General features: G+C 53.2%; 17 protein-coding genes. 13 read left to right on the top strand and 4 right to left on the bottom strand.

The genetic code is table 11. The annotated features are described in order from the left end of the window. Positions 1-75 precede the first annotated feature (75 nt). The 3 genes from EVJ30_RS06265 (at position 76) to EVJ30_RS06255 (ending at position 1,436) form a co-directional block, all read left to right on the top strand. Positions 76-405, top strand: a complete 330-nt coding sequence (locus EVJ30_RS06265; protein ID WP_070329275.1) for a four-helix bundle copper-binding protein — start codon at positions 76-78, stop codon at positions 403-405. A 113-nt stretch (positions 406-518) separates the two neighbouring features. After that, positions 519-1,031 (top strand): GNAT family N-acetyltransferase, encoded by a 513-nt coding sequence (locus EVJ30_RS06260; RefSeq protein WP_131457592.1) that lies wholly within the window; start codon positions 519-521, stop codon positions 1,029-1,031. Between the two features lie 66 nt (positions 1,032-1,097). Further along, positions 1,098-1,436: a zinc ribbon domain-containing protein YjdM gene (locus EVJ30_RS06255; RefSeq protein WP_131439500.1), complete on the top strand. Its 339-nt coding sequence runs from the start codon at positions 1,098-1,100 to the stop codon at positions 1,434-1,436. 40 nt (positions 1,437-1,476) lie between these two features. On the opposite strand, the gene EVJ30_RS06250 is transcribed toward EVJ30_RS06255, so the two are convergent. After that, positions 1,477-2,934 (bottom strand): aldehyde dehydrogenase family protein, encoded by a 1,458-nt coding sequence (locus EVJ30_RS06250; protein WP_131457591.1) that lies wholly within the window; start codon positions 2,932-2,934, stop codon positions 1,477-1,479. Positions 2,935-3,100: 166 nt separating this feature from the next. Here EVJ30_RS06250 and EVJ30_RS06245 point away from each other — a divergent pair, with 166 nt between their 5' ends. The 3 genes from EVJ30_RS06245 to EVJ30_RS06235 all read left to right on the top strand — a co-directional run bounded on the left by EVJ30_RS06245 (position 3,101) and on the right by EVJ30_RS06235 (position 5,315). Next, the gene (locus EVJ30_RS06245; RefSeq protein WP_070329271.1) at positions 3,101-3,454 is read left to right on the top strand and encodes a PadR family transcriptional regulator; all 354 of its coding nucleotides are present in this window, start codon (positions 3,101-3,103) and stop codon (positions 3,452-3,454) included. Then, positions 3,423-4,184 carry an HAAS domain-containing protein gene (locus tag EVJ30_RS06240; protein ID WP_070329270.1) on the top strand — a complete coding sequence of 254 codons (762 nt, stop codon included), beginning with the start codon at positions 3,423-3,425 and terminating at the stop codon, positions 4,182-4,184. Before EVJ30_RS06245 ends, EVJ30_RS06240 begins: the two co-directional genes overlap by 32 nt. Before the next feature lie 180 nt (positions 4,185-4,364). Beyond that, entirely contained in the window at positions 4,365-5,315 is a 951-nt protein-coding gene (locus EVJ30_RS06235; protein WP_070329269.1) for an alpha/beta hydrolase, read from the top strand. A gap of 92 nt (positions 5,316-5,407) precedes the next feature. Here the strand turns inward: EVJ30_RS06235 and EVJ30_RS06230 are convergent, their stop codons facing one another. Beyond that, complete coding sequence (locus tag EVJ30_RS06230) at positions 5,408-6,256, bottom strand: GNAT family N-acetyltransferase (protein ID WP_161568727.1); 849 nt, start codon at positions 6,254-6,256, stop codon at positions 5,408-5,410. A 72-nt stretch (positions 6,257-6,328) separates the two neighbouring features. On the opposite strand from EVJ30_RS06230, the gene EVJ30_RS06225 reads away from it, so the two are divergent. Continuing rightward, entirely contained in the window at positions 6,329-7,006 is a 678-nt protein-coding gene (locus EVJ30_RS06225; protein ID WP_131468408.1) for a YjjG family noncanonical pyrimidine nucleotidase, read from the top strand. Between the two features lie 3 nt (positions 7,007-7,009). On the opposite strand, the gene EVJ30_RS06220 is transcribed toward EVJ30_RS06225, so the two are convergent. After that, positions 7,010-7,456, bottom strand: coding sequence for an NUDIX hydrolase (locus EVJ30_RS06220; protein WP_131468406.1), 447 nt, complete (start codon positions 7,454-7,456; stop codon positions 7,010-7,012). Between the two features lie 54 nt (positions 7,457-7,510). On the opposite strand from EVJ30_RS06220, the gene EVJ30_RS06215 reads away from it, so the two are divergent. The 5 genes from EVJ30_RS06215 to EVJ30_RS15275 all read left to right on the top strand — a co-directional run bounded on the left by EVJ30_RS06215 (position 7,511) and on the right by EVJ30_RS15275 (position 10,574). Next, complete coding sequence (locus EVJ30_RS06215; protein ID WP_236636013.1) at positions 7,511-7,756, top strand: pentapeptide repeat-containing protein; 246 nt, start codon at positions 7,511-7,513, stop codon at positions 7,754-7,756. A 208-nt stretch (positions 7,757-7,964) separates the two neighbouring features. Next, positions 7,965-9,056: an RNA-guided endonuclease TnpB family protein gene (locus tag EVJ30_RS06210; protein ID WP_131468404.1), complete on the top strand. Its 1,092-nt coding sequence runs from the start codon at positions 7,965-7,967 to the stop codon at positions 9,054-9,056. 104 nt (positions 9,057-9,160) lie between these two features. Then, complete coding sequence (locus tag EVJ30_RS06205) at positions 9,161-9,538, top strand: pentapeptide repeat-containing protein (protein ID WP_236636012.1); 378 nt, start codon at positions 9,161-9,163, stop codon at positions 9,536-9,538. Further along, positions 9,535-10,374, top strand: coding sequence for an aminoglycoside 6-adenylyltransferase (locus EVJ30_RS06200; protein ID WP_131468402.1), 840 nt, complete (start codon positions 9,535-9,537; stop codon positions 10,372-10,374). Before EVJ30_RS06205 ends, EVJ30_RS06200 begins: the two co-directional genes overlap by 4 nt. A gap of 47 nt (positions 10,375-10,421) precedes the next feature. After that, positions 10,422-10,574, top strand: a complete 153-nt coding sequence (locus tag EVJ30_RS15275) for a hypothetical protein (protein WP_021065921.1) — start codon at positions 10,422-10,424, stop codon at positions 10,572-10,574. A gap of 11 nt (positions 10,575-10,585) precedes the next feature. On the opposite strand, the gene EVJ30_RS06195 is transcribed toward EVJ30_RS15275, so the two are convergent. Next, the gene (locus EVJ30_RS06195; protein ID WP_131468400.1) at positions 10,586-10,981 is read right to left on the bottom strand and encodes an ion channel; all 396 of its coding nucleotides are present in this window, start codon (positions 10,979-10,981) and stop codon (positions 10,586-10,588) included. Positions 10,982-11,089: 108 nt separating this feature from the next. Between EVJ30_RS06195 and EVJ30_RS06190 the strand changes: the two genes are divergently transcribed. Continuing rightward, positions 11,090-11,929, top strand: coding sequence for a glycoside hydrolase family 191 protein (locus tag EVJ30_RS06190; protein WP_236636010.1), 840 nt, complete (start codon positions 11,090-11,092; stop codon positions 11,927-11,929). Positions 11,930-11,995: the final 66 nt, after the last annotated feature.

Below are 11,995 nucleotides of genomic sequence, written 5' to 3'. Positions count from 1 at the left end.
GTCGTTTTTATTTTGGCGATTAGGGAACAACAGTAACGTATCGTTGTCGTGTCACTAAAAAAGGAGGACGTCCGAATGGCTCACCGAATTTATGCGAATGAACTTGAAACGTTGCATGACTGTGTGGAGACGTGTAACTACTGTCTTGAATCGTGTCTTGAAGAGCGCGATGTGAAGATGATGGTCGATTGCATCCGGCTCGACCGCGAATGTGCCGCTATGTGCTCGTTCCTCGCCGAGGCGATGACACGGGATTCGGCGTTCGTGCCCGAACTCGCACGGGCTTGTGCGGTCATGTGTAAGGCGTGCGCCCAAGAGTGCGAAAAACATAAGCACGAGCACTGCCAAGAGTGTGCGCGCGTTTGCTTCGAATGCGCTTCGATGTGCGACCGCTTAGCAGCTTGAGCGGAATACGGTCAGTCGACGCGGCTGACCTTTTTTTGTGGAAAATGCGTCGCGACGTGTGTTTTGAGAGCGAGATACGTATAATGAAGAAAACTCATGAAAGTGGTGTATGTATGATCCGTAATTGCCGTCGTGACGACCTTCAAGCCGTCTTACATATTTACAATGACGCCATCGTCAACAGTACTGCCGTCTATCACTATGAACCGGTGACGCTTCAAAATCGAGTCGCCTGGTATGAAGATAAAAAAGCGTCCGGACACCCTGTCATCGTCTGGCAAGACGGCGACGTCGTCATGGGTTTCGCCACGTTTGGTCCGTTCCGTCCATGGCCGGCCTATCATTACGCGATCGAACATTCTGTCTACGTCCATCCGGGCTATCGAGGCAAAGGTGTCGGCAACAAGTTGCTTCGTGAGATCATTCGCATCGCGGAAGCGCGTGACTATAAGACGATGATCGGCGGAATCGACGCTGCGAACATCGCGAGTATCAAAGCGCATGAAAAACTGGGCTTCGTTCATTCAGGGACGATCAAACGAGCCGGCTACAAATTTGGAAAATGGCTCGACTTGTCATTTTATCAATTGGATTTGACAGGTCCCGAAACACCGCAAGAAGGCTAAATGTTGTCTATCGACACTTCTGAAATACGGTATACTGGCAACAGTGAATCGAATGGAGGAATCAAGATGACAGAACTACCGAATTGCCCAAAATGTCAGTCGGCCTACGTCTATGAAGATGGCGCTCTGCTCGTCTGCCCGGAATGTGCTTACGAGTGGTCACCGAGCGAGGCGGCCGAGGCCGAGGCGGACGCTGAGGTTAAAGACGCGAACGGGAACGTGCTCCAAGATGGAGATACGGTCACGGTCATCAAAGACTTGAAAGTGAAAGGTACGTCACTCGTCGTCAAACAAGGGACGAAAGTGAAAAGTATCCGCCTCGTCGACGGTGATCACGATATCGATTGCAAGATCGATGGGTTCGGCGCGATGAAGCTCAAGTCAGAATTCGTCAAGAAACTATGAAAAAACTGTTTCGGTCCACGGACCGAAACAGTTTTTTGTATTACGAGAAGAACGGCTTGTATTCACGGCGTTCATGCATGACAGATACCCATTGGAGCGTCGTGAACTCCTCGAGCACCCATTCGCCGTTGAAGCGGCCGAGCCCTGAGTCTTTCTCACCGCCGAACGGCAAGTGCGGCTCGTCGTTCACCGATTGGTCGTTGATGTGGATCATCCCGGTCTCGACGCGGCGAGCGAACTCGGTCGCCCGGTAAATCGAACCGTGGACGGCTCCGCTAAGACCATATGGAAGTTCGTTCGAGATATGGAGCGCTTCTTCGTCGTCTTTGAATGACAAGATGACGGCGACCGGTCCGAAGATCTCATTTTTGGCGAGCGGCATGTCGTTCGTGACACCGCTAAGGACGGTCGGTTCGAGCACGTTGCCGTTCGCTTTGCCACCGACGTGGAGCGTCGCCCCGGCGTCGATCGTCTGATCGATTTGGTCGAGGATACGATCGATTTGATCATGGTCGATGAGCGGTCCGACTTGTGTATCGGCTTCATTCGGATTTCCGAATTTAAGGCCGCGGACGCGTTCGTTGAACCGTTCGAGGAACGTGTCATGAATCGATTCGGCGACGAGAATGCGGTTCGTCGACATACAGATCTGACCTTGATGGAAGAACTTGCTGTAGACGGCCGACTCGACAGCGCGGTCGATATCAGCATCGTCTAGGACGACGAAGACGTTGTTGCCGCCGAGTTCGAGCGCGGTCTTCTTCAACAGACGTCCGGCCTTCTCGGCAATGCCTTTCCCGACCTCGGTCGATCCCGTGAACGAGATGAGTTTTGGGATCGGGTGCTCGACGATGGCATCGCCAATCTCAGAGCCGCGACCGACGACGATATTCAAGACGCCTTTCGGGAGCCCGGCTTCTTCAAACAATGAAGCGAACAGGAGCCCGCCAGTGACCGGTGTCGCCGTCGCTGGTTTGACGACGACCGTGTTGCCGGTCGCGAGCGCCGAGACGATTGAACGGACTGCGAGATGAAACGGGAAGTTCCATGGGCTGATGACGCCGATGACGCCGAGCGGCTTCCGGTAGACCCGGTTCTCTTTGTTCGGCACGATCGATGGTTTGATCAGTCCGTCCATCCGGAACGGGAACGTCGACGCCTCTTTAATGATTGCCATCGAGGCAGCGAATTCGCCTTCTGCCTTGATGCGGGTGCTGCCTGACTCTTTCACGAGCCAGTCGATGATGTCGTCTTTGTAGTGTAACGTCAGTTCAGCGAACCGCTCGATCAGGGCGCGGCGCTCTTGCGGCAGCATGACCGCCCATTCACCTTGCGCTTCCTTAGCTACCTGATATGCCTTGTCGAGATCGGACTCGTCTGCTGACCGGATCGAGAACAGCTTCTCGTCCGTGAACGGGTTGACGTTGTCGATCGACTTGTCGCTCGAACCGTCTACCCACTGGCCGTCAATGTACATCTTCGTAAAATCGGTATGCATAACAACACTCCTTTATTTTTTCTTCACCATAAGAAGTATTCACCTGATTTAAAAAATTAAACCTTTCGATGCGCAACTATCTTGTTTTACAAAGTAGTTGCAATTGAAATCACCTTCCATTACTATTATGTATAACAAGATAGTTTGGAGAAAGTGAGGTCACGCCATGGCGATGAGTCAAATGTTGAAAGGGTTGCTCGAAGGGTGTCTGCTCGCCATCATCGCAAAAGGGGAGACGTACGGCTATGAGATGTCGGAGAAACTTCAAGCGTACGGTTTCACGATGGTGAGCGAAGGCAGTATCTACCCGGTTCTGTTACGGATGAAGAAAGAGGGGTGGGTCGAGACGGTTCAAAAACCTCTGCCTTCAGGAGGTCCGAAACGAAAGTATTACGTATTGACGGAAGCTGGGGAACAGGAATTAATGGCGTTCCGGAAGCGTTGGGCAGATGTGTCGAGCGGTGTCGACCGCGTACTAGGAGAGGGGAATGAACGTGGAACTTTCGAAAAAGAGTCGTGATTTTTTAGATGATTTGGCGGTCTATCTCATGTCGAGTGGGAAATCAGAACGTGAAGTGAAGGACGTGACCGAAGAATTGAAAGACCATTTAGAAGAAGCGGAGCGAGCAGGGAAAAGCGTAGACGATGTCGTCGGACAGAGCCCTGAGGCGTATATGCGCCAACTCGGGAGCGAGATGGCGTTTGACGTGAAAGGGGTAGTGAAAGTTGTCGGCATGATCATTCCGAGCGTATTCGCCTACATCATCATCGGAAACTTTATTCAAGGAGAGATGACGTTCTCGACGGTCCAACTGATCGGCTTCCCACTCGTCGCCGTCATACTTTTACTCGCCGTGACACAAGTGTTCCGTAAGATGTCGACCGGTTCGTCTCGCGGCAAGATGAAAACTGGGTTGACGTATGCCGCGCTCGGCGCATTGCCGATGACGCTATTCCTAGGCTTGATGACTTTCGACCTGCTCGTTGAGACACCGAAGATCACGTTTGGGACGGTCGGGCAGTTCGTGTTGTTCGGGCTAGCAGTGCTCACACTCGTCATCGTGTCGGTGTGGACGAAGACGTGGATCAATCTGATTATTCCACTTCTACTGTTTGTGCCGCAATATGTGTTCGCGCAAACGAGCCTGCCGCTTGAACAACAGTTGATTTTCTCAATGATGGTTCTGTTCGTCGGCATGGGAATCGTTATGTTCGTCTGGTGGAAAAAGAATCAACAGGAGGAAGTCTAAGACGTTTGTCATAGATGCTAGCTCGATTGTTAGGCATCGCTTGGACGGTCTTGTTCGTTATCGGTGTCGTCTTGGCATTCTTTTATCATTCTAAATTTCGAAAAGTGTGCGAGTCTGCTTAATGACGGGTTCGGCTGGGAATAGGAAACTGTACGCCAATAGAGAAAGAAGGGGTTCCCATTGCCAGTCAATCCGACGATTCAATTTTATTTGGATCAATTTAAAAATCAGATGTCACCCACATATGAGCAAATGAACCCACTCGAGTTAAGACGACAGGAAGATGCAGTGCTGACGAGGTTCCAGCATAAAGAGCACGTTCACGAAGTCGAGGACTTGGATCTCTCGCTCCCAGGGCGTACGCTCCCGATTCGGATTTATCGGTCAGGAGCAACGACCGCCCCGGCACTTGTCTACTATCACGGCGGCGGTTACGTCACCGGCAGCATCGAGACACACGATGCGATTTGCCGCACCCTCGCGAACGAGGCGGACTGTACCGTCATCTCGGTCGGGTATCGCCTCGCGCCGGAACATAAATTTCCAGCCCCGGTCGAAGACGCTTACGATGCACTCGTTTGGATCGGGGAACACGCTTCGGAATTAAACGTAGATGCGTCACGACTCGCCGTCGGCGGCGACAGTGCCGGCGGGACGCTCGCCACGGTCAGCGCATTGATTACGAGTGAGCGCGGGGGGCCGTCACTCGTTCATCAGCTCCTGTTTTACCCGGTGACCGGGACCGAAGAGAACTTGCCGTTATCTTTGATTGATTACGCTACCGGCTACTTGCTTGACGAAGGGTTGATCCGTTGGTTCCAGCAGCAATATTTTAATGACGAAAATGAGTTGACACATCCGTATGCGTCGCCAATTTTGTCCGATCGCTTAGAGCAACTGCCTGCGACGACACTACTGACGGCCGAGTACGACCCGCTCCGTGACGTCGGTCGGGCTTATGCGAACAAATTGATCAGCCTCGGTGTCCCGGTGACGTATAAAAATTACGGGGGGCTGATCCACGGCTTCACGAACTACTATGCGTTCGTCCCAGAGGCGAAACGGGCGGTGAAAGAGGCGGCTCATTGTTTAAAAACAGCGTTTGAGAACCAAAAAAATATTCTTGGATAAGAGAAGAGGACCATTCTGACCTATTGTCGGAACGGTCCTCTTCTCTTATGAGTACGCTCGCACCATCAGACTCTGTTGCAAGGCGCGTTATTTCATGCTTTCGATAAACTCGGGAAGCGACAGCCTTCCGGGAAAAGGTGGCCGTCACTCATACGGATCATCCATTGTCCGTCACGTGCACGTGACGCACGTCGTTCGACATCGGCCAAGTCAGGTGTGAATTCAAAGACGATTTCCGCGATCCCATCAAAGGAGAGCCGTGCCACGACGTCACGCATATCGACAGGCCGAGGCGACAGCACCGCGAACAAATGCAGACGCGTGCGCTCAATAAAATAGATGACATGCACGTCGTCGAAGCGATAGACGTCCTCGTTCAGGCCTTGATAGAAACTGAACATCCAAATATGCATGTCGTCCGTCGTATAGAGCCGGGGTGAGTACGGGAGCGACTCCAGTTTGAACCGACGCCACCGTTCGGCGTCGACGTCGACGTGTTCGAGCGGGGGCGCCGAGCCCGACACGGAGACAAATAGCTCCGGTTCGCGTTGGACAGTGAACCCTTGCTTCTCATAAAACGTTTCGAGGCCCTCGTTACAAGCTAAAATATAAGGCAATCCATCGGCGTCATGTTGTTTGAAGAGGTGCTTGAAGACGCGGGTGGCGAGTCCTTGTCCTTGTCGGTCCTCGTCCGTCATGACCGTCCCGATTTGATACATCTCACGAGCGGTTCCGTCCGTCACGAGGGTCATCCGGCTCATGCTGACGTTCGAGATGATGTTCCGGTAGAACGTCAACGAATAACAGCGATAGCGGTCGGTCCATTCTCCATCCAAATACCATCCGCGAAAATCGATGCCGAACATTTCATCGGTCAAGTAGAAAAATGATTCACGTTCTTTATCTGAATACTCGAGATTGGTGATCGGTCGTTTAGCCATGGGACTCACTCCTTGTTTTGAACTTCTCGGCCTGTTCCTGTACATTAGAGGCAGAGAGGGGTAATTCAAATTATGAAACGGTATGAAGCTATTTTATTTGATGTCGACGATACGTTGCTAGACTTTAAACGGAGCGAGCACGTCGCCTTGGAGCAATTGCTCGCCTCACATAACGTCCGGATGACCGATGCGTTAAAACAACAATACGTGACGATCAACAACGGGCTATGGCGCGCGTTTGAACGCGGTGAGGTCGGACGGGAAGACGTCTTGATGGGCCGCCACACGCAACTGTTCGACACGCTCGGCATCACGATCGATGCGCATGAAGTCGAACAGCGCTATCGAGACCATTTGCACGACGGGGTGCACATCATCGACGGGGCACTCGAACTCGTGCAAACGCTCAGTGAACAGTATCCGCTCTATATCGTCACGAACGGTGTGACAGAGACACAGTTCAAGCGGCTTGAGGCGTCGGGGTTGCTCCCGTATTTCAAGGACGTGTTCGTCTCTGACGCGACGGGATCGCAAAAGCCGATGAAACCGTTCTTCGATTACGTGTTCGACCGTGTCCCGAACGTGTCACCAGAGCGTGGGCTCATCGTCGGTGACTCGCTGACGGCGGACATCGCCGGAGGACGCATGTACGGCCTCGATACGTGCTGGTACAACCCGCATGAGGTTGCGGCGACGGTCGAGACGACGTATGAGATTCAAGATTTGAACGAGTTGAAATCGATTTTATAAGGCTCAGCGGTCGATAAAGTGTGGTGGGAGCGACTGCGGCAACGCATAGAGCGTCTCCGGGAAGAGTCTCAGTTCACGGAGCGACTCGAGCGGCTGCCAACGATAGATGAGGTGATCTCCTTCTGGTCCGTGAAAGTCCCCGGTCCGGAGCGGGAGGTCACCCGATACATAAAAATACATGCCGATCTCGTGAACCGTGCGTTCTAAGTACGTGAAGAAATTTTCGGAGACGAAAGCGAACGTCGTTCCCGTCAGTGTCGCGTTGAGCTCTTCTTGCAGTTCGCGCATCAAAGCGAGTTCGGCTTCTTCGCCGATGCCGACGCGGCCGCCCGGCAACGCCCAAAAGTCATCATTTGCGTTCCGATGAATGAGCAAACGACCATCTTGGACCCAGATGCCGGCGACGCGGTAGTTGAACGTGCCCTGATCGGTCGGAAATACGATATCCATCTTTCATCACTCCATTCCTTTAGCTACAATTAGTATACGCCAAGGAGGCAGGACATGTTTCAATTAAATGAGTCTTACGAAGGACAAGATTTTCGCGAGTCCTCGTTCCGTGACCTTCAACTTTCACACGTGACGTTCGAGAACTGTCGGTTCACATACATCGACGCGACCGAGTTCGAGACCGAGCAGTGCCGCTTCATCAACTGTGACTTTACCGACTCGAAATGGAACGCATCGCGCCACGTCGGCAGTTCGTTTTTAAACTGTCAATTCAATGGGGCGAATTTGTTTTTAACATAATTAAGCGAGAATTCTCCCACCTCTAAGCGTCTGGGGCGAGGCCCGGCGTAGGTGGGAGATGAATCGCCCGTACATAAACCTCTTGGCCACCCCTGTGACAGATATGACGAACAGAAGTTCGTGATTCCGTCAGATTTCCCTTCCCCCGCCGCGGGTATCGGATGAGGAAGACGTTCATCACGATCATCGGCCGAGAGGAGGCGGAGACATGCTGAAGGGCTACAAATACAGGCTCCACCCGACGACGGCACAGGCCGAGTTCCTCGTCAGGACGATCGGCTGCGCCCGGTTCGTCTACAACAAGCTGCTCGAGGACCGCATCGCCATCCACGAGGAGTCGAAGGCTGGGACCGGCCCGAAACGCAAACTGCCGACACCCGCCTCGTACAAGCCCCTGTTCCCGTTCCTCTGTGAGGCGGACAGCCTCGCGCTCGCCAACGCGAAGCTGCACCTCGACGCGGCGTTCGCGAAGTTCTTCGCCGGGACGGCCGGCTTCCCGGTGTTCAAGTCGAGACGGAAATCGCGCGCCTCCTACACGACGAACAACCAGCACGGCACGATCCGTATCGAAGGGGGCCACGTCCGGCTCCCGAAGGTCGGATTCATCCGCTTCACACAGCATCGAATCTTCGACGGCGAGATCCGCTCGGCGACCGTGTCGATGACGAAGACGGGCAAATTCTTCGTGTCGCTCCTCGTCGAGCAGCCCGACGAGCCGTGGGTCCCCGCCGAGCACAAGATCGGGATCGACCTCGGCCTCGGGCACTTCGCCGTCATGACGAACGACGCGATGGTGACGGAGAAGGTCCCGAACCCGCGCAACCTGCGCGAGGCCGAGGCGCGGCTGAGACGGGCGCAGCGCGCGCTCTCCCGCAAGAAGCCCGGCAGCCGGAACCGCGAGAAGGCCCGGCTCGTCCTCGCGAAGAAACATGAGCAGGTCAAAAACCGACGGCACGACTCCCTCCACAAGCTGTCACGACGCATCGTCGACGAGAACCAAGTCGTCGTCGTCGAGACGCTGAAGCCGAGGGAGATGATGCAGGACCGCCGCCTGGCAAAATCGATCGGGGACGCCGGGTGGGGCGAGTTCGTCCGCCAGCTGGAATATAAGGCGAGGTTCTATGGACGGACGCTCATCAAGGCCGACCCGTGGTTCGCCTCGACCCAGGTTTGTTCGGCCTGCGGCGAGAACGGCGGCAAGAAGGACCTGGACGTCCGCGAGTGGACCTGTGCCGCATGCGGCACGCACCACGACCGCGACGTCAACGCGAGCCTCAACCTGTTGCGCCTCGCGGACTGAAACACCCCAGGGCAGGGACTGCCCGACGAGCTTGGTCCACAACCGTGGCTGGTCAAAGCATGGTCTTCCCAAGAAGCTCCCACTTCAAGTTGCGAAGCAAATAAGTGGTGAGTAGTTCACGTGAGTTCGATCAGTGCAAGACGACCGGTTCCTCGTTCGAGTCGTGTACGTTCGGAGGAGTGACCGTTCGTGGGGGCGACTGGTCGTTCGTCAATTTGCGTCACGCGCCGCTCCGAAAAATGGATTGGTCGGATGTTCGTCTAGTAGAGGCTGATTTGTACGGGGCGGACTTGAAGGAGTCGCGCTGGACGAATGCTGCGTTGACACGTGCCGTCCTGCAGCATGCGGACTGTACGGCTGCCGACTTCATAGGTGCTGACATGGACGGGGTCGATTTCACGGACGTTACGCTCAAAAAGACGAAACTCGACGTCATGCAGGCGGTCCAAGTCGCCCGTTCGCTCGGGGCGATCGTCGAATGAACAATAACCAGGTGCTCGAGCAGCTACTCGCTTTGGCGGAGGAGCGGGAAGACATCCGAATCATGGTGTTGAACGGATCGCTCGTCAATCCGCACGTCTCCCCAGACCGGTTTCAAGATGTAGATGTCACGTTTTTCGTTCTGGACGTATCATCGTTCATAACGGATCGATCCTGGATCGATCCGTTCGGCGAGGTGTTGATCATGCAGACACCGGACGAGTCACCGTCTCAAACAAGATACGAGCGGTTTGCGTTTCTCGTCCAGTTTGTAGCCGGTCATCGAATCGATCTGACCGTTCGTCCTGTTCGCGTCGTGGAGGAGGCGATTGCGGAAGATTCGCTCAGTCTCGTTATGCTCGATAAAGATGACACGGCAGGCCGGCTTGTGCCGAGCGATGAGACGTACCGAGTCAAACGCCCGAGCGCGTTTGACTATGCGTCGTGTTGGAACGAGTTTTGGTGGGTGTCATTGTATGTCGTGAAAGGACTAAGGCGCAATCAACTGCTGTATGCGCTCGATCACGTGACGATCATGCGAGACATGCTCCGACAGATGATGGCGTGGGATGTCGGATATAGGACCGGCTTTTCCGCGAATATCGGGAAAGCTGGGGATGCTTTGGTGGACCACTTATCGGATCAAGCTTGGCAAGCATACTTACAGACATACCCCGTCGCAAATCCTGCGGCGATTGCAGCCGCGTTTAACGTTTTGATCGAGCAGTTCTGCGTCTTCAGTCGGCGTGTTTCGGAGAAAAGTGGCAACTCATTTCGGGACGACGAGTCCAAGCGGATTCGTGACGCTTTTTCGACGCTTTGGACTTCAAACGATTAGTTTTTAGCCGAGTCGGGAAACCCCCTCTATAGAAGGGGGAATGACGCTTGAATCCGTATACGACGTTCATCGCGCTCCTAGTGGGGAGTTTACTCTTATTTGTCGGCATCCGGACGAAGAAATGGCCAATCGTTGTCGTGGCCTTATTTCCGCTTGGACTCGTCGCATTCAATTTGTACTTATTGATCACTGGACGCTAGAAGACTGCTTGTCAGTCTTCTTTTTTGTACATCGATTTTACGAAAAACGCGGTCGGGAGCAAGATTCCGATTGCCGCTTCGAGTAGGGCGAACAGACGGGCCGGTCCAACCGGCAGTAAGTCACCAAATCCGATTGATAGAAGCGTGACGCCGCTGAAATAGAGCAGGTTTTGCCATGATGGCTCGACAGCGGTCATCGTCTCAAGTGACGTGACGAGAATGACCCCGTCCCACGACAACGCGTAATAAACCAAGGCAAATCCGATCAACACGCCTAACAAGCTGATGAAAAGGTGGCTAAATAATCGGCCGTCAAATCCGGTCTGCCGGTACGTCTGTCGGCGGAAGAAGGTATATACGTTCAGTCCGACGAATAAGAGGGCAACCGTCAGTAAAATCGTATTCATCCTCATCTCTCCTTTTTTGCTAAGTCATACTAAGTTGTTTCCCTGAACAATTGACGTCAAACGGACCTAATTGCACCATGAAGTATTCTGCGACAAGGAGGTGTCCGTGTGCGACGCTTTAGGTTGACGAGTTTCGTGCTGCTTCTGCTGCTAGGTGGATGTACCACGAAGACGCCATTTGATTTTGATAAAATCAGCTCGTACAAAATTTTTTACAATATTCCGACCGAGGCGATTATCGAGGATATGACCCGGTATGATCTCGTGATCATCGAACCGATTTGGTATACACCGGAGCAGATTGAAGCGATTCGTTCGAACGGCACGAAAGTGCTCGGTTATATAAACGTGATGGAGGCGGACACGTGGAATCGGGAACTGATCGGTCAAATGAAACAAGATGATTTTTTCTATCGGGACGGAGAGCGGATTTATTTTCCGAAATGGGATTCTTATTTGACGGATATCAGTTCGGACCATTTTCGGAAGATTTTGATGCGCGAAATTCAAAAGCAAGTCATCAATAAACACTTGGACGGTATCTTTTTAGACACGGTTGGAGATATCGACGATGTACACCTCGACTATCCCGAAGACTTGACTGAACAATTGAACGGGTTAGAAGCATTTTTAAAAGCGATTAAACAGACTTACCCCGGGGTCCCGATTGTACAAAATTGGGGAATCGAAACGCTTGAACGAACGAGCGCTCCATACGTGGATGGGTTCATGTGGGAGGGGTTCAATTATTCGGAGATCACATCGGACTCTTGGTCGATGGACATGTTGGACCGGATGAATGTGATTCAAGAACAGTATGGGACTGCGGTACTTACCGTTTCGGACCAAGAGGAAGCCATTAGTCGAGACTTGGCGGAAGCGAACGGGTTCATCCATTATCATGAACCCACTTATTACGATACGTGGGATTTTCAGGAAGGAGATTAAGAAAATTAGCAGGGGAATTTGCTGCGAGCGCCAAATAAGTAAGCATGACATTCGTGTTATGAAGCT

Origin of the sequence: Exiguobacterium sp. SH5S13 (genome assembly GCF_004337085.1) — a bacterium.
Taxonomy (GTDB): Bacteria; Bacillota; Bacilli; order Exiguobacteriales; family Exiguobacteriaceae; genus Exiguobacterium; species Exiguobacterium aurantiacum_A.
This window is presented reverse-complemented; position numbering and strand designations above follow the sequence as displayed.